We start from the raw sequence: 25,589 nt of genomic DNA, 5'->3' as shown, positions 1-25,589 counted from the left end.
CTCTTTTAGCCAGGAAGCCTTCACCATGACGCGTAAACAGGCCACCATCGCAGTGCGTAGCGGATTAAATGATGACGAGCAGTACGGCTGTGTTGTCCCGCCAATTCATCTTTCCAGTACTTACAATTTTACCGGTTTTAATGAACCCCGTGCGCATGACTACTCCCGTCGCGGCAACCCGACGCGTGACGTGACCCAGCGCACGCTGGCGGAGCTGGAAGGCGGTGCAGGCGCCGTGTTAACCAACACCGGGATGTCTGCGATTCACCTGGTGACGACGGTATTTCTGAAGCCGGGTGACCTGCTGGTGGCACCGCACGACTGTTACGGTGGTAGCTATCGTCTGTTTGACAGCCTCGCAAAACGTGGGTGCTACCGCGTGCTGTTTGTCGATCAAAACGACGAACAGGCGCTGAAACAGGCGCTGGCAGAGAAACCGAAGCTGGTGCTGGTGGAAAGTCCAAGCAATCCATTGTTGCGCGTCGTCGATATTGCGAAAATTTGTCAGCGCGCAAGGGATGCGGGAGCGATAAGTGTAGTGGATAATACCTTCCTCAGTCCGGCCCTTCAGAACCCGCTTGCGCTGGGTGCCGATCTGGTATTGCATTCATGCACAAAATATCTGAACGGTCATTCTGATGTGGTAGCGGGCGTGGTGATTGCAAAAGATCCCGACGTTGTCACCGAACTGGCATGGTGGGCCAATAACATTGGCGTCACTGCGAGCGCTTTCGACAGCTACCTGTTGTTGCGCGGTATCCGCACGCTGTCGCCGCGCATGGAAGTGGCGCAGCGCAATGCTCAGGCGATTGTCGATTTCCTGAAGACCCAGCCGCTGGTGAAAAAGCTCTATCACCCGTCGCTGCCGGAAAACCAGGGGCACGAGATTGCCGCGCGTCAACAAAAGGGATTTGGCGCGATGTTAAGTTTTGAACTGGACGGTGACGAGCAAACGCTGCGTCGCTTCCTGAGCGGGCTGTCATTGTTTACGCTGGCGGAATCATTAGGTGGGGTTGAAAGCTTGATCTCCCACGCCGCGACCATGACGCACGCAGGTATGGCACCAGAAGCACGTGCCGCCGCCGGTATTTCTGAGACGCTGCTGCGTATCTCGACCGGTATTGAAGATTCTGAAGATTTAATTGCCGATCTGGAAAATGGCTTCCGGGTCGCAGCCAAGGGGTAATCATGAGTGTGATAGCGCAGGCAGGGGCGAAGGGTCGTCAACTGCACAAGTTTGGTGGTAGTAGTCTTGCTGATGTGAAGTGTTACCTGCGTGTCGCAGGGATCATGACAGAGTATTCGCAGCCGGGGGACATGATGGTTGTCTCCGCGGCTGGCAGCACCACCAACCAGTTGATTAGCTGGCTCAAACTGAGTCAGACCGATCGCCTCTCTGCGCATCAGGTGCAACAGTCCTTACGTCGTTACCAGAGTGAGCTGATTGCCGGCTTACTGCCTGCGGACGTCGCGGACGGATTGATTAGCGCCTTTACGCATGACCTTGAGCGTCTGGCTGCCCTGCTGGACAGCGGTATTACCGACGCGGTGTATGCCGAGGTGGTCGGCCACGGTGAAGTGTGGTCTGCGCGCCTGATGGCGGCCGTGCTGCAACACCTGGGCGTGGATGCAGCCTGGCTTGACGCGCGTGACTTCCTGCGCGCCGAACGCGCCGCTCAGCCGCAGGTGGATGAAGGCTTGTCATATCCGCTGCTGCAACAGCTGCTGGTTCAGCATCCGGGCAAACGTATTGTGGTGACCGGCTTTATCAGCCGCAGCAGTGCCGGTGAAACCGTGCTGCTGGGACGTAACGGCTCTGACTACTCAGCGACGCAAATTGGTGCGCTGGCAGGCGTTTCCCGCGTCACCATCTGGAGCGACGTGGCCGGTGTCTACAGTGCTGACCCGCGTAAAGTGAAAGATGCCTGCCTGCTGCCGCTGCTGCGTCTGGACGAGGCCAGCGAGCTGGCCCGCCTGGCGGCACCGGTTCTGCATGCGCGTACGCTACAGCCGGTTTCGGGGAGCGACATCGACCTGCAGCTGCGCTGTAGTTACACCCCGGATCAAGGCTCTACCCGTATCGAACGCGTCCTGGCGTCCGGTACGGGGGCGCGAATTGTGACCAGCCATGACGACATCTGCCTGATTGAGTTCCAGGTCCCGGCGGGCCAGGATTTCAAACTGGCACACAAAGACATCGACCTGATCCTTAAACGCGCCCAGGTGCGTCCGCTCGCCGTTGGCGTGCATAACGACCGCCAGCTGCTGCAGTTCTGCTACACCGCCGAAGTGGCGGACAGCGCCCTGAAAATTCTTGATGAAGCGGGCCTGCCGGGCGAGCTTCGCCTGCGTCAGGGTCTGGCGCTGGTGGCGATGGTGGGGGCGGGCGTTACCCGCAACCCGCTGCACTGCCACCGTTTCTGGCAGCAGCTGAAAGGCCAGCCGGTTGAATTCACCTGGCAGTCGGAAGAGGGCATCAGCCTGGTGGCCGTACTGCGTAAAGGACCCACCGAGAGTCTGATTCAGGGGCTGCATACCTCTCTGTTCCGTGCGGAGAAACGCATTGGACTGGTGCTGTTTGGCAAAGGAAACATCGGCTCACGCTGGCTGGAGCTGTTCGCGCGCGAGCAGGTGACTCTCTCAGCGCGTACCGGGTTTGAATTTATTCTCGCGGGCGTGGTGGACAGCCGCCGCAGCCTGTTGAACTACGAAGGGCTGGACGCCAGCCGGGCGCTGGCCTTCTTTAACGATGAAGCGGTTGAACAGGACGAAGAGTCGCTGTTCCTCTGGATGCGCGCGCACCCGTATGACGATCTGGTGGTGCTGGACGTGACCGCCAGTGAACAGCTTGCCGATCAGTATCTTGATTTCGCCAGCCACGGTTTCCATGTTATTAGCGCCAATAAGCTGGCGGGGGCGAGCAGCACGGACAAGTACCGTCAAATCCACGACGCGTTTGAAAAGACAGGCCGTCACTGGCTGTATAACGCCACGGTGGGCGCTGGCTTGCCGGTTAACCATACCGTGCGTGATTTGATTGAAAGCGGCGACAGCATTCTGGCGCTGAGTGGCATCTTCTCCGGCACGCTCTCCTGGCTGTTCCTGCAGTTTGATGGCACCGTGCCGTTCACTGACCTGGTGGATCAGGCATGGCAGCAGGGCTTAACGGAACCTGACCCACGCGTTGACCTCTCCGGTAAAGACGTTATGCGTAAGCTGGTGATCCTGGCGCGCGAAGCCGGTTATGACATCGAACCTGATGCCGTGCGCGTTGAGTCGCTGGTGCCTGCTGGCTGTGAGAACGACTCTGTCGACCACTTCTTCGAGAACGGCGAAGAGCTGAACGAGCAGATGGTGCAACGTCTGGAAGCGGCAAACGAGATGGGCCTGGTGCTGCGCTACGTGGCGCGTTTCGAAGCGAACGGAAAAGCACGTGTGGGTGTCGAGGCGGTTCGTCCTGAACATCCGCTGGCGGCACTGCTGCCGTGCGATAATGTTTTCGCCATTGAAAGCCGCTGGTACCGTGATAACCCACTGGTGATCCGTGGCCCGGGTGCGGGGCGCGATGTGACCGCCGGGGCCATCCAGTCCGACATCAACCGTCTGGCTAAACTGCTGTAATCTTTCTTGTTCCCTCTCCCGGTGGGAGAGGGACAGAGTGAGGGCATCAGACCGCACTCACCCGCCATCATGAACTCCCTTCATCTTCCCTGAGCATTCCTCACCATTCCTGGCGATTATTTCTGTTGACGTCCCTCCGCTTTTCCGTCATTTTTACATCTGGACGTCTAAACGTATAGAAGTTCGAAACACAACACACAATGACACGCGATTGATGAGGTAAGGTATGAGCTTTTTTCACGCCAACCAGCGGGAAGCCCTGAATCAGAGCCTGGCCGAAGTAAATGGTCAGATTAACGTCTCTTTTGAATTTTTCCCGCCGCGCACCAGTGAAATGGAGCAAACCCTCTGGAGCTCTATCGATCGCCTGAGCAGCCTGAAACCGAAGTTTGTCTCCGTCACCTACGGTGCCAACTCCGGTGAGCGTGACCGTACGCACAGCATCATTAAAGGCATTAAGGACCGTACGGGTCTGGAAGCGGCTCCGCACCTGACCTGTATCGACGCGACGCGCGATGAGCTGCGTGCCATTGCCCAGGACTACTGGAACAACGGTATTCGCCATATCGTCGCCCTGCGCGGTGACCTGCCGCCGGGGAGCGGTAAACCGGACATGTACGCCACCGATCTGGTCGCGCTGCTGAAAGAGGTCGCAGACTTCGACATTTCCGTTGCTGCTTATCCTGAAGTTCACCCGGAAGCGAAAAGCGCCCAGGCGGATCTGCTTAACCTGAAGCGTAAAGTGGACGCCGGTGCGAATCGCGCCATTACCCAGTTCTTCTTTGATGTGGAAAGCTACCTGCGCTTTCGTGACCGCTGTGTGTCCGCGGGCATCGACGTCGAAATTATCCCGGGAATTTTGCCGGTCTCTAACTTCAAACAGGCGAAGAAATTTGCCGATATGACCAATGTGCGCATTCCGCACTGGATGTCTAAAATGTACGAAGGGCTGGACGATGACCCGGAAACACGCAAGCTGGTGGGCGCAAACATCGCGATGGACATGGTGAAGATCTTGAGTCGTGAAGGAGTGAAGGATTTCCACTTCTATACGCTCAACCGCGCGGAAATGAGTTACGCCATTTGCCATACGCTGGGTGTACGGCCTGGCGCATAACAAATAGAAGCCCTCTTCGGAGGGTTTTTTGATTTATAAGGGTTTTATTTCCCCGCCATATCAGCAATGCTGCCTTTGACGTACAGAACGCACATACTTTCAATGGGAAATTAAACGGAATTAACTATCGAATCTGTGGGTTATCTCAACTATACCTTATCAACAAGGGCGTATATCGTAACGGTAACACTGTAAAAGGGAGCATAGCGATGAGCACGTCAGACGACAGCAATAATGCGGCATCAATCGGCAAGTGCCCGTTCCATCAGGGCAGCGTCGATCACAGCGCGGGGGCAGGCACAGGCAGCCGCGACTGGTGGCCAAAACAACTCCGCGTCGATCTTCTTAATCAACATTCCAACCGTTCTAACCCTCTGGGTGAAGACTTTGACTACCGCAAAGAATTCAGCAAACTTGATTACTCAGCGCTCAAGGGCGATCTCAAAGCACTTCTGACCGACTCTCAGCCGTGGTGGCCAGCCGACTGGGGCAGCTATGCGGGCCTGTTTATCCGTATGGCCTGGCACGGCGCAGGTACCTATCGCTCCGTTGACGGTCGCGGTGGCGCAGGGCGCGGTCAACAGCGCTTTGCCCCCCTGAACTCCTGGCCAGATAACGTTAGTCTGGATAAAGCGCGCCGTCTCCTGTGGCCTATCAAGCAAAAATACGGTCAAAAAATTTCCTGGGCTGACCTCTTCATCCTTGCCGGTAACGTGGCGCTGGAGAACTCTGGCTTCCGTACCTTCGGTTTTGGGGCCGGGCGTGAAGATGTCTGGGAACCGGATATGGACGTAAACTGGGGTGATGAAAAAGCCTGGCTCACCCACCGTGACCCGGAAGCACTGGCGAAGCGCCCACTGGCAGCCACCGAAATGGGGCTGATTTACGTTAACCCGGAAGGGCCAAACGCCAGCGGTGAACCATTGTCAGCGGCCGCGGCGATCCGTGCCACCTTTGGCAACATGGGGATGAACGACGAAGAGACCGTTGCGTTGATTGCAGGCGGTCATACCCTCGGTAAAACCCACGGTGCAGGTGAAGCGACCCATGTCGGTGCCGACCCGGAAGCCGCGCCAATTGAAGCGCAGGGTCTGGGCTGGACCAGTACGCACGGTACCGGCGTTGGCGCAGATGCGATCACCTCCGGGCTGGAAGTCATCTGGTCACAAACGCCGACCCAGTGGAGTAACTACTTCTTCGAGAACCTGTTCAAATACGAGTGGGTGCAGACCCGCAGCCCGGCGGGTGCGATTCAGTTCGAAGCGGTGGATGCACCAGACATTATGCCTGATCCGTTCGACCCGTCGAAAAAGCGCAAACCGACGATGCTGGTCACCGATCTGACGCTGCGTTTTGACCCCGAGTTCGAGAAAATCTCCCGCCGCTTCCTGAACGATCCGCAGGCCTTTAACGAAGCCTTTGCGCGCGCGTGGTTCAAGCTGACCCACCGTGATATGGGGCCAAAAGCGCGTTACATTGGTCCGGAAGTGCCGAAAGAAGATCTCATCTGGCAGGATCCATTGCCGCAGGCGGTGTTCAATCCGACCAAAGAGGACATCGAGAGTCTGAAGGCGGAAATCATTGCCTCGGGTCTGTCCGTGAGCGACCTGGTTTCCGTTGCCTGGGCGTCTGCATCGACCTTCCGCGGTGGCGATAAGCGTGGCGGCGCCAACGGTGCGCGTCTGGCACTGGCACCCCAGCGCGACTGGGAAGTTAACGCCGCAGCGGTTCGCGCGTTACCCGCCCTGGAAGCTATTCAGCGTACCACCAACAAAGCGTCACTGGCCGATATCATCGTGCTGGCAGGTGTGGTGGGTGTTGAACAGGCGGCGAAAGAGGCCGGCGTTTACGTCAATGTACCGTTCACGCCGGGCCGCGTTGATGCGCGCCAGGATCAGACGGATATCGAGATGTTTAACCTGCTCGAACCGATTGCCGATGGCTTCCGTAACTACCGTGCACAGGTTGATGCCTCCACTACCGAGTCTCTGTTGATTGATAAGGCCCAGCAACTGACGCTCACTGCACCAGAACTGACGGTGCTGATTGGCGGTCTGCGCGTACTGGGGGCGAACTTCGATGGCAGTCAGAACGGCGTGTTCACCCATCGTGAAGGCGTGCTGAGTAACGATTTCTTCGTGAACCTGCTGGACATGAATACCCAGTGGAAAGCGACCGATGAATCAAACGAGCTGTTTGCCGGCAGCGATCGCGCCAGCGGTGAAGTGAAATACACCGCCACGCGTGCCGATCTGGTATTCGGTTCGAACGCCGTGCTGCGCGCGCTGGCCGAGGTTTACGCCAGCAGCGATGCCCATGAGAAATTCGTCCGCGACTTTGTTGCCGCTTGGGCGAAGGTGATGGATTTGGATCGGTTTGATCTGCAGTAAATACAATCCCCGCTTCGGCGGGGGTTTTTTTACCATCCGGCAATACCAGTTACGCCCACTCCCGCAGGAACCGTTGCCCGTACTGATCGGCCACCAGCAGCGCCGCGTAAACCTGATCCGGTGACACCCCGCCTGGCATGTTGTGAATGGTTTCACCCTCTGCGCAGGCTGCCTCGGCAATCAGCCGCATTTTAAGCGGAATATCCTCTTTAATGTTCAGTTGTGCCAGCGTGATGGGCAAACCTACGCTGTGACATAGCGCCGCGACGGTTTCAATTTCCTCTACCGGGGCATTTTCCAGCACCAGTTGCGTCAGCGTCCCAAACGCCACTTTTTCACCGTGATAGAACGAATGTGCCTCCGGCACGGCGGTCATTCCGTTGTGAATGGCGTGCGCGGCCGCCAGTCCACCGCTTTCAAATCCAACGCCGCTCAGATAGGTATTGGCTTCAATGATGCGCTCCAGCGCCGGTGTGACCACGTGCTGCCCGGCCGCGAGCATCGCTTTCTCACCCTCTTCAATTAACGTGTTGTAGCACAGCTCGGCGAGGGCTAGCGCAGCCTGGGTACATTTTCCGCCCGCCATGGTGATCGCGCCACTACGGGAACAGGCGCGCGCTTCAAACCAGGTGGCAAGGGCATCGCCTATCCCGGCGGCCAGCAGACGCGGCGGAGCGCCAGCCACCACCCGGGTGTCGACAATCACCATGTTCGGGTTATGCGGCAGCATCAGGTAGCGATCGAATTCACCGCTGTCGGTATAAATGACGGAAAGGGCGCTGCACGGGGCGTCGGTGGAGGCGATAGTCGGGGCGATGGCAACGGGCACGTCCATAAAATGCGCCAGCGCTTTGGCGGTATCCAGCGTTTTCCCGCCGCCGATACCGAGCACCGCCATACAGTCGGCGCCGTCGGCCCGTTTTTTCAGGCGATCGATTTCGTTTTGCGAACATTCGCCCCCGAAGGGCGCGATTTCAGCATGAATTTCCGCTTTTTTAAAACTCTCAAGTAAGGTCTCTTGTGCAAAACCCAGCACAAACTTATCGCCCACAACCAGCCAGCGTGTTGCCAGTGGTTTCAGATAGTCGCCGAGACGGGTGAGAACTTCAGCGCCCTGAATATATTTCCCCGGCGATTGAATGATACGGTCCATAACAGATCTCCCTTAGAGGTTGAGGTTACCAAACGCGTTTTTCCAGTCGTGCTCAAACTTCTCTATGGCTGACTCTACCGCCGGGGTGCCGAGCATTTGTTGCGCTACATCTAAAGGAAGCGTGATTGCTTCACATCCGGCGAGCAGGCAGTCCAGCGCCTGACGTGGTGTTTTGAAGCTGGCGGCCAGCACGCTGCTTTCTGGGGCGTGGCGTTCGAGCAGGGATTGCAGCTCCTGTACCATACGAATGCCGTCCCCGCCCTGAGCGTCGACGCGGTTAACATACGGTGCGACATATTTCGCTCCCGCCAGCGCGGCCAGTAAACCCTGGGCGGCGCTGTAAACGGCCGTGCCCAACGTGGTTATGCCCTCTTTTTTCAGCATTTTTATCGCTGTAAGGCCCTGCGCGGTCACCGGGATTTTCACCACGATGTCAGGAATGGCGTTACTCAGGCGTTTGGCTTCTGCCACCATCCCTTCGGCTTCACGGCTCATAGTCTGGGCAAACAGCGTACCCTGTGGCCCGATGGCGTTTTGCAGACGCGGCAGTACGTTCCAGAGGGTTTCGCCGCTGGCGGCTACAATGCTCGGGTTGGTGGTGACGCCGGCAATCGGAAAAATGCGCGCCAGGCGCTCAACCTCTGCCACGTTGGCGGTATCCAGATACAGTTCCATTATTTTTCCTTAAGTCAGAAAGGTTAACCTAAGGATAAGGTGGGGCTGCTGGCCGGGGATACAGGTCAATTTTGCCAAATACTGGACAAATGTAATGTGCTTAGTGAAGTGAGAGGGCGATCACAATGCTAGTTTTTGGCAGTCAGCTGGCTGTGATACTGGCGGCGGTACTCGGAAGGGGAGCGTTCGGTATGTTTACGAAAGAGGCGGCAGAAGTAGTTGCTGTCTGTAAAGCCGCAGCGGGCGGCAATGTCTTTGATTTTTAGATCATAACCCTTGAGCAACTGGCGCGCGTGTTCCAGACGCGTTTGGGTCAGGTATTCATTGAACCCCACGTTCCCGGTCTTCTGAAACAGATGTGAAAGGTAGTTGGGTGAAATATAAAACGCCCGCGCCACGGAATCGCGGGTCAGCGGTGAGGCGTGATGTTCATCGAGATAGCGCCGGATGGCTTCAAACAAAGCACGACTGCGGCTGTCAGTATGAATGTCGCTGCCAAGAAGATCGCGACAGTGGCTGAGCATACTCAGTACCACCAGTCTGGCCGTTTCCTGTTCATCAGGCTGCATCTGCAGCTCGGCCAGCGTTTGCAGGAGAAACGCTCCGGTTCGGGGGCCGCGCCGGGCAACCTGCTGGTGCTGTATAAGCACGTTATCCCGATAAAGACGAAGCGACAGCTGCTGTTTACCGAAGCTGATGCTGAGCGCGTGACCGGTATGAAGTAACCCCTCCGCAGAGGAAGAAAACCACGCTTCGCAGGCATTATCGAGGTTAATGACCAGGCAAGGCGTTGTGCGGGAGTGTGGGTCGGGCGGGGCGACAAACCGTACGTCACGTAGCGCGACGGTGCCATTAATGAGGTCGGTCAGAAGGGTGCTGATGTCGTGGTGCATGGCGTGAATACCGGATATCGCCCGGCAGCGTTAGCGCTGCCGGGCCTGTATGAAGCCAATGGATTAGCCTGTGTTACGCATACCTGCCGCAACGCCTGCAATCGTCACCATCAACGCCTGTTCGACGCGTGGATCCGGCTCTTTACCTTCTTCTTCCGCCAGACGTGAACGGTGCAGCAGCTCCGCCTGCAGGACGTTCAGGGGGTCGGTGTAGATATTACGCAGCTGGATGGACTCGGCAATCCACGGCAGATCCGCCATCAGATGCGAGTCGTTAGCAATGTCCAGCACCACTTTGATGTCGCCTTCCAGCAGTTCGCGCAGCTCTTTACCCAGCGTCCACAGCTCAGGCTTCACCAGACGCTGATCGTAGTATTCCGCCAGCCACAGGTCTGCTTTCGAGAAGACCATCTCCAGCATACCCAGGCGGGTGGAGAAGAATGGCCAGTCGCGGCACATGGTTTCCAGTTCGTTCTGTTTGCCATCTTCCACCACTTTCTGCAGCGCCGCGCCTGCGCCCAGCCAGGCGGGCAGCATCAGACGGTTCTGGGTCCAGGCGAAGATCCACGGGATGGCACGCAGAGACTCTACACCACCGGTCGGGCGGCGTTTAGCCGGACGTGAACCCAGCGGCAGTTTACCCAGCTCCTGCTCAGGGGTAGCTGAACGGAAGTAAGGCACAAAATCTTTGTTTTCACGCACGTAACCGCGGTACAGATCGCAGGAGATATCTGACAGCTCGTCCATGATATGGCACCAGGACTCTTTCGGCTCTGGCGGTGGCAGCAGGTTCGCTTCCAGAATCGCACTGGTGTAGAGCGACAGGCTGCTGATGGTCACTTCCGGCAGGCCATACTTAAAGCGGATCATCTCGCCCTGTTCGGTCACGCGCAGGCCGCCTTTCAGGCTTCCCGGCGGTTGTGACAGCAGTGCCGCATGCGCTGGCGCACCACCACGGCCAATCGAGCCACCGCGTCCGTGGAACAGCGTCAGTTCGATGCCCGCTTTTTCACAGGTTTTGATCAACGCGTCCTGTGCCTGATATTGCGCCCAGGATGCCGCCATGACGCCCGCGTCTTTTGCGGAGTCGGAATAGCCAATCATCACCATCTGTTTGCCCTGAATAAAGCCGCGGTACCAGTCGATGTTCAGCAGCTGCGTCATGACGTCGTTGGCGTTGTTCAGGTCATCAAGGGTTTCAAACAGCGGTGCAACCGGAAGGGCATAGTCGATACCGGCTTCTTTGAGCAGAAGGTGAACGCCCAGCACGTCAGACGGCGTTTTCGCCATGGAGATCACATAGGCAGCCACCGATCCTTTTGGCGCATCAACGATCGCTTTACAGGTGTTGAGCACCTCGCGGGTTTCATTGCTTGGCTCCCAGTTACGTGGCAGCAGGGGACGCTTGGAGTTCAGTTCGCGGATCAGGAAGGCTTGTTTGTCCGCTTCGGACCAGCTTTCATAGTCGCCGATGCCGAGATAGCGGGTCAGTTCGCCCAGCGCTTCGGTATGACGGGTGCTTTCCTGACGGACGTCAATACGCACCAGCGGCACGCCGAAACACTTCACGCGACGCAGGGTGTCGAGCAATTCGCCATTCGCGATGATGCCCATTCCGCAGGCCTGCAGTGATTTATAGCAGGCATACAGCGGCTCCCAGAGCTGCTCGTTCTGGCTCAGCAGGCCTTCCGGCTTCGGCAGGCGCTGGCCTTTCAGACGCGCTTCCAGCCAGGCCTGCGTCGCCATCAGTTGGCCACGCAGTTTTTTCATCAGGAAACGATACGGCTCGCTGGCACCTTCTTCGCCGGCCAGCGCGCGCAGTTCCGGCGTGGCCTCTACCATCGACAGCTCGGAGATCAATACCTGAATATCTTTCAGGAACAGGTCGGTTGCTTTCCAGCGGCTCAACAGAAGCACGTGGCGGGTAATTTCCGCGGTGACGTTCGGGTTGCCGTCACGGTCGCCGCCCATCCAGGAGGTGAAGCGCACCGGCACAAAATCGACCGGCAGGCGGTAATCCAGATTCGCTTCCAGCTGCTCGTTCAGCTCACGCAGGTAGTTCGGCACCCCTTCCCACAGGCTATTTTCCACCACCGCAAAGCCCCATTTGGCTTCGTCGACCGGGCTTGGACGATGCTTACGAATTTCATCGGTGTGCCAGGACTGGGCAATCAGCTGGCGCAGACGGCGCATCAGCTGGTTGCGTTCGTAGTCAGCAATGTCTTTGTTATCCAGCTGCTTGAGGCAGTTGTTCACTTCCACCATTTTGTGGATCAGGGTGCGACGAGTGATTTCGGTTGGGTGAGCGGTCAGAACCAGCTCCAGCGAAAGGGACTCCACCGCTTTTTTGATGATGTCTTCGTTGAGGTCTGGCTGGTCTTTCAGTTTACGAAGCGTACGGGCAATGACTTCCGGGTTGCTGGCAGCTTCGCCATTCGGCGAAATGCTGTGGTATTGCTCAGCGGTGTTTGCCAGGTTCAGAAACTGGCTGAAGGCGCGGGCAACGGGCAGCAGCTCATCGTTAGAAAGGTTCTGCAAGGTGGTGAGCAGCTCCTGACGACTGGCCTCGTTACCTGCACGGGAAGATTTTGACAGCTTGCGGATGGTTTCAACGCGGTCGAGGATGTTTTCCCCCAACGCATCTTTGATGGTATCTCCAAGCACTTTGCCGAGCATACTGACATTACTACGCAACGCGGAATATTGTTCGTTCATAAAAACCCAGTCACCCCATCATTTTTGTTTATGCCCAATCGAAAATCTTTTGGACAATATTTTGTCATCTCCCTTTATAAAGCCACGTAAAACCCCCGTCGTCAATTGCTGCGAAAACGGTTCAGCAAACGAATAAATGTGGGTAATTTACGAAATTTAATTCGCTTTGCGTCAGATAAGAGATGCTTATGGGAATGTGACGAAGATCGCGGGATTTGTTGCCCTTACCCTGACCCTCTCCCACCGGGAGAGGGAACCCTCAGGGGCATTTTAATGCCAGCAGAAGTGATGCACGACCTGGGTAATCAGTTCACGGGTCGGTTTGATAAAGCGCGTTTCCAGATATTCATCCGGCTGGTGGGCCTGGTTGATGGAACCCGGGCCAAGCACCAGCGTAGGACACAGGGTCTGAATAAACGGTGCTTCGGTGCAATAGTTCACCACGTCGGTTTTCTCACCGAGCAGCTTTTCCACGACTTCAACCAGTTGATGATCCGGTGGACATTCGTAGCCAGGGATCGGCGGATGAAGCTCGGAGACCGTCAGGCGGCCCGGCCAGCGCTCGCTGACCGGCGCCAGCGCTTCGGTCAACAGGCCGTCGAGATCGCTCAGCGTCATGCCCGGCAGCGGACGGATATCCATATGCAGTTCGCAGCAGGCGCAGATACGGTTGGATGCATCACCACCGTGCAGGCTGCCGAGGTTCAGCGTCGGATAAGGCACGGTGAATGCGTCGTAGTGATAACGCTCTTTCAGCGAGTCGCGCAACTGCATGATGCGGCCGATGGCGTCGTGCATCAGTTCGATGGCGTTGACGCCGCGCGCCGGATCGCTGGAGTGGCCTGACTGGCCCAGCACGCGCACCGCCGTGGAGATATGGCCTTTGTGGGCACGGATTGGCTGCAGTGACGTTGGTTCACCAATAATGGCGCAATCCGGGCGAATTGAGGTGTTTTCAGAGAAGTAGCGCGCCCCGGCCATGCTGGTCTCTTCATCGGCAGTGGCCAGAATGTAGAGCGGTTTCTTCAGCGTTGTCACGTCCACGTCACGCAGCGCATCGAGGATAAAAGCAAAAAAGCCTTTCATGTCGGCGGTGCCCAGACCGTAAAGCTTGTTGTCATGCTCGGTCAGGGTGAACGGATCGCGCGTCCAGCGACCATCGTCAAAGGGAACGGTATCGGTATGACCGGCCAGCAGCAGGCCGCCGGCACCCTGTCCGGTACTGGCGAGCAGGTTAAATTTATGGCGTGTTCCGGGAACGGGCTGAACCTCAACGTTAAACCCAATATCGCTAAACCAACCTGCCAGCAGATTGATTAAAGACTCATTGCTCTGATCCAGCGCTTCTTCGGTCGCACTGATGGAGGGTGTGGCAATCAGGGCGCGGTAAATCTCGATAAATGGCGGTAAGTTCATTTTCATTGTTGACACACCTTAGGTCGTGATAGTATCAATATTCATGCAATAAATGTGAATAAAAATACATTAACGTTGAGCATAAAGGAACCCGATGTTGAATACGCTGATTGTAGGCGCTAGCGGTTATGCGGGCGCAGAGCTTGTAAGCTACGTGAATCGCCATCCTCATATGACCATAACCGCTTTGACCGTGTCAGCGCAAAGCAATGATGCAGGAAAGTTAATTTCCGATTTGCATCCGCAACTTAAAGGCATTGTTGATCTGCCGCTGCAGCCAATGTCTGACATCCGCGCGTTCACCGACGGCGTCGACGTGGTGTTTTTAGCTACCGCGCACGAAGTCAGCCACGACCTGGTTCCGCAATGTCTGGCGGCCGGCTGTGTGGTGTTCGACCTCTCCGGCACCTTCCGTGTGAATGACGGCGCGTTCTACGAAAAATATTACGGTTTCACCCATCAACACCCTGAGCTGCTGGAAAAAGCGGTATACGGCCTGGCGGAGTGGAGCACAGATAAACTGAAGGAAGCGGATCTGGTTGCCGTGCCGGGCTGTTATCCGACGGCGGCACAGCTTTCTCTGAAGCCGCTGATCGACGCAGACCTGCTGGATCTGAACCAGTGGCCGGTGATCAACGCCACCAGTGGTGTCAGCGGCGCGGGGCGTAAAGCCGCTATCGCTAACAGCTTCTGCGAAGTGAGCCTTCAGCCGTATGGCGTGTTCAATCACCGCCATCACCCTGAAATCACGACGCATCTGGGTGCGGATGTCATCTTCACGCCGCATCTGGGCAGCTTCCCGCGAGGGATCCTCGAAACCATCACCTGCCGCCTGAAACCCGGCGTGACCCACGAACAGGTGAGCAAAGCCTTTACGCAGGCCTATGCGGACAAACCGCTGGTGCGTCTGTACGACAAAGGCGTGCCGGCGCTGAAAAACGTGGTTGGCCTGCCATTCTGCGACATCGGCTTTGCCGTGCAGGGTGAGCACCTGATTGTGGTGGCTGCGGAAGATAACTTACTTAAAGGCGCTGCCGCACAGGCAATGCAGTGTGCAAATATTCGTTTCGGTTTCCCGGAAACCCAGGCTCTTATTTAAGGTGTGATGATGAACCCATTAATTATCAAACTCGGTGGTGTACTGCTGGACAGCGAAGAAGCGCTGGAGCGTCTTTTTACCGCGCTGGTGAACTATCGCGAATCACACCAACGTCCGCTGGTGATTGTGCACGGCGGCGGCTGCGTGGTTGATGAGCTGATGAAAGGGCTCAACCTGCCGGTGAAAAAGAAAAATGGCCTGCGCGTCACGCCTGCTGACCAGATTGACATTATTACCGGTGCCCTGGCGGGGACGGCGAACAAAACGCTACTGGCGTGGGCGAAGAAACACCATATCGCCTCTGTCGGCCTGTGTCTGGGCGATGGTGACAGCGTAAAAGTGACCCAGCTCGACGAAGAGCTCGGACACGTTGGACTGGCACAGCCTGGTTCGCCTAAGCTGATTAACATGCTGCTGGAAGGAGGATTCCTGCCGGTGGTGAGCTCTATCGGGGTGACCGAAGAGGGCGAACTGATGAACGTCAATGCAGACCAGGCGGCAACGGCTCTGGCGGCTACGCTGGGCGCGGACCTGATTCTGCTCTCTGACGTAAGCGGTATTCTCGACGGCAAAGGTCAGCGTATTGCGGAAATGACCGCAGCGAAAGCCGAACAGCTTATCGAGCAGGGCATTATTACCGACGGCATGATCGTCAAAGTCAATGCGGCGCTGGATGCCGCGCGTACGCTCGGACGTCCGGTGGACATCGCCTCCTGGCGCCATGCGGAGCAACTCCCGGCGTTGTTTAACGGCACGCCGATTGGCACGCGTATTCTGGCGTAAGCAATTTACCGATTCTGCAGGCCCGGTCAGCGCAGCGCAGCCGGGCAATGAAATTCAAAGATATTAAGGAAGCATGTTATGGCACTTTGGGGTGGGCGTTTTACACAGGCAGCGGATCAGCGGTTCAAACAGTTCAACGACTCTTTGCGCTTCGACTACCGCCTGGCCGAGCAGGATATCGTCGGCTCTGTGGCCTGGTCCAAAGCGCTGGTCACCGTGGGCGTCCTGACCGCAGACGAACAGCTGCAGCTGGAAGAGGCGCTGAATAACCTGCTGGAAGAGGTGCGTCTGGACCCGCAGCAGATCCTCGCCAGCGATGCGGAAGATATTCACAGCTGGGTGGAAGGGAAACTCATCGATAAAGTCGGCCAGCTGGGTAAAAAACTGCATACCGGGCGTAGCCGTAACGACCAGGTCGCGACTGATCTGAAATTGTGGTGTAAAGATACCGTTGGTGAACTGCTGGCAGCCAACCGTCAGCTGCAGGGCGCGCTGGTGGAAACCGCGCAGAACAACCAGGACGCGGTGATGCCGGGTTATACCCACCTGCAGCGTGCGCAGCCGGTAACCTTTGCGCACTGGTGTCTGGCCTACGTTGAGATGCTGGCGCGTGATGAAAGCCGTCTGCAGGATACCCTGAAGCGTCTGGACGTGAGTCCACTGGGCAGCGGTGCGCTGGCAGGGACGGCCTATGAAATCGACCGTGACCAGCTGGCAGGCTGGCTGGGCTTTGCTTCAGCCACCCGTAACAGCCTGGACAGCGTCTCTGACCGTGATCACGTGCTGGAGCTGCTTTCCAATGCGTCTATCGGCATGGTGCATCTGTCGCGCTTTGCCGAAGACCTGATTTTCTTTAACTCCGGTGAAGCCGGGTTTGTTGAGCTGTCTGACCGCGTAACGTCAGGCTCCTCCCTGATGCCACAGAAGAAAAACCCGGATGCGCTGGAGCTTATCCGCGGTAAGTGTGGCCGTGTGCAGGGCGCGCTGACCGGCATGATGATGACCCTGAAAGGGCTGCCGCTGGCGTATAACAAAGATATGCAGGAAGACAAAGAGGGGCTGTTCGACGCGCTCGATACCTGGCTGGACTGCCTGCATATGGGCGCGCTGGTGCTGGATGGCATTCAGGTGAAACGCCCGCGTTGTCAGGAAGCGGCGCAGCAGGGCTATGCAAACTCGACCGAGCTTGCCGATTACCTGGTGGCGAAAGGCGTACCGTTCCGTGAAGCGCACCATATTGTCGGTGAAGCGGTGGTTGAAGCCATTCGTCAGGGTAAGGCACTGGAAGCGTTGCCGCTGACCGACCTGCAGAAATTCAGTGCGGTTATCGGTGATGATGTGTATCCGATTCTGGCGTTGCAGTCTTGTCTGGATAAGCGTGCAGCGAAAGGCGGCGTGTCACCGAAGCAGGTCGCGCAGGCGATTGCGGATGCGAAAAACCGGCTGGTTTGATGAGTGCGGGCTGGTGCCCTCACCCCGGCCCTCTCCCACGGGGAGAGGGAGTAAACACTAAAAATGGCAACTTCGGTTGCCATTTTGCTTTTATCCCCGGCCTTTTTTACGCAAAAAAAATGCGGACCACGGGGTCCGCAAAAGTTCACGTTGGCTTTAGTTGTTCGAGTTTTGAGAGAAACTCGCTGACGGTGCGGGGACGACGTCAAGGGTCAAACACGTGCCGCCTCGTCTATGTGGTGTATTATTCAACAGAATGCTTGATAGGGATAATCGTTCGTTGCTATGCTATCTATCGCCATGAACTATCGTGGCGACGGAGGATGAATAATGAATATTCGTGATCTTGAATACCTGGTAGCGTTAGCCGAGCACCGCCATTTTCGCCGCGCGGCAGATTCCTGCCACGTCAGCCAGCCTACCCTGAGCGGCCAGATCCGCAAGCTGGAAGACGAGCTGGGCGTGATGCTGCTGGAGCGCACCAGTCGTAAGGTACTGTTCACTCAGGCAGGTCTGCTGCTGGTGGATCAGGCGCGCACCGTGCTGCGCGAGGTCAAAGTGCTCAAGGAAATGGCAAGCCAGCAAGGGGAGGCGATGTCCGGCCCGTTGCATATTGGCCTGATCCCAACCGTTGGCCCGTACCTGTTGCCGCACATCATTCCAATGCTGCATCAGACGTTCCCGAAACTCGAAATGTATCTGCATGAAGCGCAAACCCATCAGCTGCTGGCGCAGTTAGACAGCGGCAAGCTCGACTGTGCCATTCTGGCGCTGGTCAAAGAGAGCGAAGCTTTTATCGAAGTGCCGCTGTTTGATGAGCCCATGATGCTGGCGATCTATGAAGATCACCCGTGGGCGAACCGCGATCGCGTGCCGATGGCCGATCTGGCCGGTGAAAAACTGCTGATGCTGGAAGATGGTCACTGCCTGCGCGATCAGGCGATGGGATTCTGCTTCGAAGCGGGTGCTGACGAGGATACCCATTTCCGCGCAACCAGCCTTGAAACGCTGCGTAATATGGTGGCGGCGGGCAGTGGGATCACATTGCTGCCGGCACTGGCCGTACCGCGCGAACGTAAACGTGACGGCGTGGTTTATCTGCCATGCATTAAACCAGAGCCACGTCGTACCATTGGTCTGGTTTATCGTCCGGGTTCACCGCTGCGCAGCCGCTATGAGCAGCTGGCAGAGGCCATCCGTGGTTCGATGGATGGCCATTTTGACAATGCGTTAAAACAGGCGGTTTAAGCCGTTCAGTGCCGCGACCCGATAGGCTTCCGCCATGGTCGGGTAGTTGAAGGTGGTGTTAACGAAGTACTCGATGGTGTTACCACCACCTTTTTGCTCCATGATCGCCTGGCCGATATGAATAATCTCCGCCGCGCGTTCACCGAAGCAGTGAATACCGAGGATCTCTTTCGTCTCGCGATGGAACAGGATCTTCAGCGTACCCACGCTCATTCCCACGATTTGCGCCCTCGCCAGATGTTTAAACTGTGCGCGACCCACCTCGTAAGGCACCTTCATTGACGTCAGCTGCTGCTCGGTTTTCCCGACGGAGCTGATTTCCGGGATGGTATAAATACCTGTCGGAATATCTTCGATCAGATGTGCCGTCGCTTCGCCTTTCACCAGCGCCTGCGCCGCGATGCGTCCCTGATCGTATGCTGCAGAAGCCAGGCTTGGATAACCGATAACATCACCGACAGCATACACATGCGGCAGGGCTGTCTGGTACATGCTGTTCACTTTCAGCTGACCGCGGCTGTCGGTTTCGAGCCCGATATTTTCCAGAGCCAGAGAATCGGTGTTACCGGTACGGCCGTTGGCGTACAGCAGGCAGTCTGCTTTCAGCTTCTTGCCCGATTTCAGATGCATGATCACACCGTCGTCGCAGCCTTCAATTTTCTCGTACTCTTCGTTGTGGCGAATCACCACGCCGCTGTTCCAGAAGTGGTAAGAGAGCGAGTCTGACATTTCCTGATCGAGGAAGGCCAGCAGGCGGTCGCGGGTGTTGATCAGATCAACTTTCACGTCCATACCCCGGAAGATCGACGCATATTCGCAGCCAATCACCCCTGCGCCATAGATAATCACATGACGGGGTTCGTGGTGCAGGCTCAGGATGGAGTCGCTGTCGTAAATGCGCGGGTGGGAGAAGTCCACGTCTGCCGGATGGTACGGGCGTGAACCACAGGCGATGACAAATTTTTCCGCCGTGATGGTTTCGACCGACCCGTCGTGGCATTCGAGTGCCAGAGTGTGTTCATCAACAAAGTGCGCATTGCCCTGCAAAATTTCACAGTGGTTACGCTCATAAAACCCCTGGCGCATCCGTGTCTGCTGGTTAATAACGGTATCCGCATGATTCAGGATGTCAGCAAAGGAGGAACGAAGAAGTCGGGAGTGGTCGCTGTAAAGAGGGTTCTGGTTAAATTCAATAATGCGGCTAACGGCATGGCGGAGGGCTTTGGAAGGGATGGTGCCCCAATGGGTGCAACCGCCGCCAACGTTATGGTAGCGCTCTATCACCGCTACTCTGGCTCCCTGTTTCACCAGTCCCATAGCAGCGCCTTCGCCGCCGGGGCCGGAACCTATCACAATTGCGTCGTAATCGTAGGAATGTGGCATGGTAAGGCTTACCTGTTCTTATACATAAAAGCAACAGAATCATAACATCATTGCCCGAGTAACCCAATTATCGTTGTGCTTTTTTCCGGCAGTGGAGCACAAACCGTACGTAAACAATCATTCACAAAGCCAGGCAAACAGATTAATTTTATTCTCTGGTATAGTGCCATCAGGCCTTTGGAAGGATTCAACTATCGTGATGGGCGTAAGAGCACAACAAAAAGAGAAAACCCGGCGTTCGCTGGTGGAAGCCGCATTCAGTCAACTGAGTGCCGAGCGTAGTTTTGCCAGTTTAAGCCTGCGTGAAGTTGCGCGCGAGGCCGGGATTGCGCCAACGTCCTTCTATCGTCATTTCCGTGATGTGGATGAACTGGGTCTGACCATGGTCGACGAGAGCGGGCTGATGCTGCGTCAGCTTATGCGCCAGGCGCGGCAGCGTATCGCTAAAGGGGGGAGCGTGATCCGCACCTCTGTGTCGACCTTTATGGAATTTATTGGCAATAACCCCAACGCGTTTCGCCTGCTGTTGCGGGAACGTTCCGGAACATCAGCCGCGTTCCGTGCCGCTGTGGCGCGTGAAATTCAGCATTTTATCGCGGAACTTGCCGACTATCTTGAACTCGAAAACCATATGCCGCGTGCGTTCACTGAAGCACAGGCTGAGGCGATGGTGACGATTGTTTTCAGCGCGGGTGCCGAAGCGCTGGATGTCAGCATCGAACAACGCAAGCAGCTCGAAGAGCGACTGGTATTACAGCTCAGGATGATCTCCAAAGGCGCGTACTACTGGTATCGCCGTGAACAAGAGAAACTGGCACATCAAACCGAAGAGTGAAGGTGAGTAATGAAACAGTCAGGTCAGGATAAGGGTACGCTGTTGCTGGCATTGATCGCTGGCTTATCAATTAATGGCACGTTTGCGGCTGTGTTCAGCTCGATCGTTCCATTTTCTATTTTCCCGCTCATTGCGCTGGTGCTGACGGTGTATTGTCTGCATCAGCGTTACCTGAACCGCACCATGCCGGTCGGGTTGCCTGGGCTGGCCGCGGCCTGCTTTATTCTTGGCGTGTTGCTGTATAGCACCGTGGTGCGTGCAGAGTATCCGGATATCGGTTCTAACTTCCTGCCGGCGGTACTTTCCGTGGTACTGGTGTTCTGGATTGGCTCGCGCATGCGTAGCCGCAAGCACGAGCTGCCGGAGTAAGAGAGTGGGGTTGCAGGCAGGTTGACCTGCCTGCCATCACGTTACTTCGCGGTAAGAAGTACGCCGCACTCCATATGGTGCGTATACGGGAACTGATCGAAGAGAGCCAGACGTTCAATATTGTGCGTCTGGCTTAATGTTTCGAGATTCTTGCACAGCGTTTCCGGGTTACAGGAAATGTACAAAATACGCGGGTACGCCTGCACCATCTTCTCGGTTTCGCTGTCCAGGCCACTGCGCGGCGGATCGACAAAAATCGTCTCACACTGGTAACTCTTCAGATCGATCCCCTCCAGGCGATTAAACTGACGTACACCATTCATGGCCTGCGTGAACTCTTCTGCAGACATACGAATGATCTGCACATTGTCGATGTGATTGGCGGCAATGTTGTACTGTGCAGCGGCAACGGACGGCTTGGCAATCTCCGTCGCCAGGACGCGCTCAAAGTTACGCGCCAGCGCCAGGGAGAAGTTGCCGTTCCCGCAGTACAGCTCTAGCAGATCGCCCTTTGACCCTTCGGTCGCCTTCAGCGCCCAGTCCAGCATCTGTACGTTCATTGCTGCGTTTGGCTGGGTAAAGCTGTTCTCAACCTGGCGGTACACCATCTCTTTTCCCGCTACCGACAGACGTTCGTCGATGAAATCCTGATCCAGCATGATTTTGGTTTTTGTTGCACGACCAATCAGGTGAACATTGATGTTCTGCGCGCGCAGGGCATCGCGCAGCGCTTCTGCCTGCTCGCGCCATTCATCATTCAGCGCTTTGTGATACAGCAGAGAGACGATCGCCTGGTTGCTTTGTGTGGTCAGATAATCAATCTGGAACAGCTTGTGACGCAGCACAGGGTTGTTGCGTACGCCGTCGATCATCAGCGTCATGAGCTGGTTGATGAGTTCACTCGCCGCCGGGAAGCTGTCGACCCGAATGCGGGACTTCGTCTGCTGATCGAAAATGATGTGGTACAGGTCGTCACCGTCGTGCCAGATGCGGAACTCCGCACGCATGCGGTAGTGGCTAACGGGCGAGCGGAACACCTCAGGAACGGGCGCGTTGAAAGGCGTCATCATACTTTGCAGGCGGACAACTTTCTCTGCCAGCTGTGCGTCGTACTGTTCTGTTGGGAGGTGTTCGGGGGTCATGATGCGTCCTGAGTGATAAAGAATTACGCGGGGATTGTAGGGATTGTGCAGTGGATGTCCAGATTTAATGGCCAATAGCTATCTGGACATCTATACGTGTCTAATTGTAGCATTCTGTTTCCGGTCTCCTGAGAGTGAAAAGGGAATCCAGTGAAAATCTGGAGCTGACGCGCAGCGGTAAAGACTGGCGGGATGAGAATTGTAGACACTGTGAAAATGGGAAGTCTTCATCCGCAAAACGCCACCTAGCCCGAAGACCTGCCGGGATCACGTCGCATTTGGTTTCGTCATCGCGTGCTATAGATGAAGCCTGCGGCATCCTTCTTATATTGTGGATGCTTTAACAATGATTAAAAAAGTATCGCTGTTGACGGCGTTGTCCGTCACGGCATTTTCGGGCTGGGCGCAGGATAGCGCCGACTCGTTGGTGGTGACAGCAAACCGTTTTGAGCAACCTGTTAATACCGTTCTTGCACCAACGTCTGTGGTGACGCGCGAGGATATTGATCGCTGGCAGGCAAACACCGTCATTGACGTTATGCGTCGCTTGCCTGGCGTGGATACCGCCCAAAACGGCGGAATGGGGCAACTTTCCTCTCTTTTTATTCGGGGGACTAATTCCAGCCATGTTCTTATTCTTGTCGACGGGATCCGTCTTAACCAGGCTGGGGTAACGGGGTCGTCCGATCTCAGCCAGTTCCCGATCGCCCTGGTACAGCGCATTGAATATATTCGCGGGCCACGCTCTGCAGTCTATGGTTCTGATGCGATTGGTGGCGTAGTGAACATTATTACTACCCGCGCAAAGGACGGCACGACGTTGAATGCGGGCGTAGGCTCGCATGGCTACCAAAATTACGGCGGCAGCACCCAGCAAACCCTGGGTGACAGCACGCGCGTGACGCTGGCGGGTGATTATACCTATACCAAAGGCTTTGACGTGGTCGCGGATGGCAACAACGGTGGTCTGGCCCAGACCGATCGTGACGGCTTTATGAATAAAACCCTCTACGGTGCGCTGGAGCATGCTTTCTCTGATCAGTGGAGCGGGTTCGTTCGCGGCTATGGCTACAGCAACCGTACCGCCTATGACGGCTATTACAGTTCATTTACGCCTGATGTTTTGGTTGATACTCGCCAGCTCTATAGCCAGACCTGGGACGCTGGGCTGCGCTTTAATAATGACATTTTCCATTCACAACTTCTCACCAGCTACAGCCACAGCAAAGATTATAACTACGACCCGCATCTGGGACGTTATGATTCCAATGCCACGCTGGATGAGATCAAACAGTACAACGTGCAGTGGACTAACTCCGTTGAGGTGGGCCATGGCAATATTGGCGCAGGTGTCGACTGGCAGAAGCAGAGCACCGAACCAGGAACAAGCTATGTCACAAACGGCTATGACCTGCGTAACACCGGCGTCTACCTGACTGCGCTGCAGCAGTTTGGCGACTTTACCCTGGAAGGGGCAGCGCGTAGCGACAATAACTCTCAGTTTGGTCGACATGGCACCTGGCAGAGCAGTGCGGGCTGGGAGTTCATTGAAGGTTATCGATTCATTGCCTCGTATGGCACTGCCTATAAAGCACCCAACCTCGGGCAGTTGTATGGTTTCTATGGCAACGACCATCTTGATCCTGAGGAGAGTAAACAGTGGGAAGGCGCGTTCGAAGGCCTGACGGCTGGCGTAAACTGGCGCGTATCGGCCTATCGCAATGACGTTGATAACCTGATCGACTTTAATAACAACCTTCAGGAATACTACAACGTAGGCAAGGCGCGTATTAAAGGGGTTGAAGCCACAGCGTCCTTTGATACAGGTCCACTGACTCATACGGTCGGTTACGATTACGTGGATGCACGCAATGCGGCAACAAACCAGCTATTGGATCGCCGGGCTAAGCAGCAGGTGAAGTATCAGCTTGATACGCAGGTCTATGAATTCGACTGGAGCCTGACTTACCACTACCTGGGAACACGTTACGACACTGACTTTGGTACCTACCCGTCTGAAAAGGTGAAAATGGGCGGCGTAAGCCTGTGGGATGTCGCAGTTTCATATCCTGTCACCTCTCACCTTACAGTTCGTGGTAAAATAGCCAACCTGTTCGATAAAGATTACGAGACAGTTTATGGCTACCAAACTGCAGGACGGGAATACACCTTGTCTGGCAGCTACACCTTCTAATCCGTGTCCCACCGTGCTGGTATTTGATTCCGGCGTCGGTGGGCTTTCGGTCTATGATGAGATCCGACATCTTCTGCCGGATCTCCATTACATTTACGCCTTTGATAACGTCGCGTTCCCGTATGGGGAAAAGAGTGAAGACTTTATTGTTGAGCGTGTGGTTGAAATCGTCACCGCGGTACAAAAGCGTTATCCCCTCTCGCTGGCGGTCATCGCCTGTAACACGGCCAGTACAGTATCGCTTCCTGCATTGCGCGAAAAATTCCAGTTCCCGGTTGTGGGCGTTGTTCCTGCAATAAAGCCTGCCGCACGTCTGACGGCAAATGGCATTGTTGGTTTACTGGCAACGCGAGGCACGGTGAAGCGACCTTATACGCGCGAGTTAATCGACCGCTTTGCCAACGAATGCCAGATTGCGATGCTCGGTTCGGCGGAACTGGTCGAGATCGCCGAAGCGAAGCTGCACGGAAAGGCAGTGCCGCTCGAAGAGTTGCGCCGTATTCTCCGCCCGTGGCTGCGGATGCCGGAGCCACCGGACACCGTTGTGCTGGGGTGTACCCATTTCCCTCTATTACAGGAAGAGTTATTAGAAGTTCTGCCTGAGGGCACGCGGCTGGTGGATTCGGGGGCGGCTATAGCCCGACGTACGGCCTGGTTGCTGGAACATGAAGCCCCGGATGCAAAATCTGCCGATGCAAACATCGCTTTTTGTATGGCCATCACCAACGAGACCGAGCAACTTTTGCCCGTTTTACGCCGTTATGGCTTTGAAACGCTCGAAAAACTGGCGCTGTAGCACGATTTTGAGCAAAAAAGAGACGGTTGAACGTTTTTTTTAAAAGAGGGGTTGTCAACGTCTGAGAACTCCCTATAATGCGCCTCCACTGACACGGAACAACGGCTTACAAGCCGCCGGGTTAGCGGGGTTCAGAGATGAACACCAACAGAGAAAAGCAAAAATAAATGCTTGACTCTGAATGAGGAAAACGTAATATACGTGACCTCGCGGCGGTGAGCTGTAAGCCGCGTCGCAACTGCTCTTTAACAATTTATCAGACAATCTGTGTGGGCACTCAAAGTGACATGGATTCTTAATGTCTTCGG

The 25,589-nt window shown here is 56.0% G+C and carries 19 protein-coding genes and 1 riboswitch; of the genes, 12 read left to right on the top strand and 7 right to left on the bottom strand.

Features of this window, described 5'->3' with window-relative positions:
- Positions 1-25: 25 nt before the first annotated feature.
- From metB to katG, 4 genes are all read left to right on the top strand, one after another.
- Positions 26-1,186, top strand: a complete 1,161-nt coding sequence (gene metB, locus BJ887_RS00580) for a cystathionine gamma-synthase (RefSeq protein WP_014172189.1) — start codon at positions 26-28, stop codon at positions 1,184-1,186.
- Between the two features lie 2 nt (positions 1,187-1,188).
- Positions 1,189-3,621: a bifunctional aspartate kinase/homoserine dehydrogenase II gene (locus BJ887_RS00575; RefSeq protein ID WP_032680076.1), complete on the top strand. Its 2,433-nt coding sequence runs from the start codon at positions 1,189-1,191 to the stop codon at positions 3,619-3,621.
- 226 nt (positions 3,622-3,847) lie between these two features.
- A complete protein-coding gene (gene metF, locus BJ887_RS00570; protein WP_014172187.1) occupies positions 3,848-4,738 on the top strand; it encodes a methylenetetrahydrofolate reductase in 891 nt (296 codons plus the stop codon).
- 209 nt (positions 4,739-4,947) lie between these two features.
- On the top strand, positions 4,948-7,128 hold the full coding sequence (gene katG / locus BJ887_RS00565; RefSeq protein WP_025202761.1) for a catalase/peroxidase HPI: 2,181 nt from the start codon (positions 4,948-4,950) through the stop codon (positions 7,126-7,128).
- A 49-nt stretch (positions 7,129-7,177) separates the two neighbouring features.
- Here katG and BJ887_RS00560 read toward each other — a convergent pair whose 3' ends face one another.
- The 5 genes from BJ887_RS00560 to argE form a co-directional block, all read right to left on the bottom strand.
- Positions 7,178-8,281, bottom strand: a complete 1,104-nt coding sequence (locus BJ887_RS00560; protein ID WP_121339041.1) for a glycerol dehydrogenase — start codon at positions 8,279-8,281, stop codon at positions 7,178-7,180.
- A 12-nt stretch (positions 8,282-8,293) separates the two neighbouring features.
- Complete coding sequence (gene fsa / locus BJ887_RS00555; RefSeq protein ID WP_121339039.1) at positions 8,294-8,956, bottom strand: fructose-6-phosphate aldolase; 663 nt, start codon at positions 8,954-8,956, stop codon at positions 8,294-8,296.
- A 128-nt stretch (positions 8,957-9,084) separates the two neighbouring features.
- The gene (locus BJ887_RS00550) at positions 9,085-9,849 is read right to left on the bottom strand and encodes an AraC family transcriptional regulator (protein ID WP_040018280.1); all 765 of its coding nucleotides are present in this window, start codon (positions 9,847-9,849) and stop codon (positions 9,085-9,087) included.
- Positions 9,850-9,912: 63 nt separating this feature from the next.
- Complete coding sequence (gene ppc / locus BJ887_RS00545) at positions 9,913-12,564, bottom strand: phosphoenolpyruvate carboxylase (RefSeq protein ID WP_047954821.1); 2,652 nt, start codon at positions 12,562-12,564, stop codon at positions 9,913-9,915.
- Positions 12,565-12,834: 270 nt separating this feature from the next.
- Positions 12,835-13,986, bottom strand: a complete 1,152-nt coding sequence (gene argE, locus BJ887_RS00540) for an acetylornithine deacetylase (RefSeq protein WP_020883942.1) — start codon at positions 13,984-13,986, stop codon at positions 12,835-12,837.
- Between the two features lie 88 nt (positions 13,987-14,074).
- Between argE and argC the strand changes: the two genes are divergently transcribed.
- The 4 genes from argC (at position 14,075) to oxyR (ending at position 18,562) form a co-directional block, all read left to right on the top strand.
- Positions 14,075-15,079 (top strand): N-acetyl-gamma-glutamyl-phosphate reductase, encoded by a 1,005-nt coding sequence (gene argC / locus BJ887_RS00535; RefSeq protein ID WP_121339037.1) that lies wholly within the window; start codon positions 14,075-14,077, stop codon positions 15,077-15,079.
- A gap of 6 nt (positions 15,080-15,085) precedes the next feature.
- The gene (gene argB, locus BJ887_RS00530; RefSeq protein ID WP_086462987.1) at positions 15,086-15,862 is read left to right on the top strand and encodes an acetylglutamate kinase; all 777 of its coding nucleotides are present in this window, start codon (positions 15,086-15,088) and stop codon (positions 15,860-15,862) included.
- Between the two features lie 78 nt (positions 15,863-15,940).
- On the top strand, positions 15,941-17,314 hold the full coding sequence (argH, locus tag BJ887_RS00525) for an argininosuccinate lyase (protein ID WP_014172177.1): 1,374 nt from the start codon (positions 15,941-15,943) through the stop codon (positions 17,312-17,314).
- Positions 17,315-17,644: 330 nt separating this feature from the next.
- On the top strand, positions 17,645-18,562 hold the full coding sequence (oxyR, locus tag BJ887_RS00520) for a DNA-binding transcriptional regulator OxyR (protein WP_014172176.1): 918 nt from the start codon (positions 17,645-17,647) through the stop codon (positions 18,560-18,562).
- Here the strand turns inward: oxyR and sthA are convergent.
- Positions 18,545-19,945: a Si-specific NAD(P)(+) transhydrogenase gene (sthA, locus tag BJ887_RS00515; protein WP_014172175.1), complete on the bottom strand. Its 1,401-nt coding sequence runs from the start codon at positions 19,943-19,945 to the stop codon at positions 18,545-18,547. The two genes, oxyR and sthA, sit on opposite strands and share 18 nt — an antisense overlap.
- A gap of 196 nt (positions 19,946-20,141) precedes the next feature.
- Here sthA and fabR point away from each other — a divergent pair, with 196 nt between their 5' ends.
- Together fabR and BJ887_RS00505 are read left to right on the top strand one after the other, a co-directional pair.
- On the top strand, positions 20,142-20,780 hold the full coding sequence (gene fabR / locus BJ887_RS00510) for an HTH-type transcriptional repressor FabR (RefSeq protein ID WP_008501784.1): 639 nt from the start codon (positions 20,142-20,144) through the stop codon (positions 20,778-20,780).
- Between the two features lie 9 nt (positions 20,781-20,789).
- Positions 20,790-21,149, top strand: a complete 360-nt coding sequence (locus BJ887_RS00505) for a YijD family membrane protein (RefSeq protein WP_025202767.1) — start codon at positions 20,790-20,792, stop codon at positions 21,147-21,149.
- Between the two features lie 41 nt (positions 21,150-21,190).
- On the opposite strand, the gene trmA is transcribed toward BJ887_RS00505, so the two are convergent.
- Positions 21,191-22,291, bottom strand: coding sequence for a tRNA (uridine(54)-C5)-methyltransferase TrmA (gene trmA / locus BJ887_RS00500; protein ID WP_020883938.1), 1,101 nt, complete (start codon positions 22,289-22,291; stop codon positions 21,191-21,193).
- Positions 22,292-22,395: 104 nt separating this feature from the next.
- Positions 22,396-22,572, top strand: a riboswitch (cobalamin riboswitch).
- 65 nt (positions 22,573-22,637) lie between these two features.
- On the opposite strand from trmA, the gene btuB reads away from it, so the two are divergent.
- A complete protein-coding gene (gene btuB / locus BJ887_RS00495; RefSeq protein WP_044857170.1) occupies positions 22,638-24,485 on the top strand; it encodes a TonB-dependent vitamin B12 receptor BtuB in 1,848 nt (615 codons plus the stop codon).
- The gene (gene murI, locus BJ887_RS00490) at positions 24,430-25,281 is read left to right on the top strand and encodes a glutamate racemase (protein WP_121339035.1); all 852 of its coding nucleotides are present in this window, start codon (positions 24,430-24,432) and stop codon (positions 25,279-25,281) included. Before btuB ends, murI begins: the two co-directional genes overlap by 56 nt.
- Positions 25,282-25,589: the final 308 nt, after the last annotated feature.

Origin of the sequence: Enterobacter sp. WPR_3_1 (genome assembly GCF_003635055.1) — a bacterium.
In the GTDB taxonomy this organism is placed as follows: domain Bacteria; phylum Pseudomonadota; class Gammaproteobacteria; order Enterobacterales; family Enterobacteriaceae; genus Enterobacter; species Enterobacter ludwigii.
Note: the sequence above shows the minus strand (reverse complement) of the source record. Positions and strands in the feature narration are given on the sequence as shown.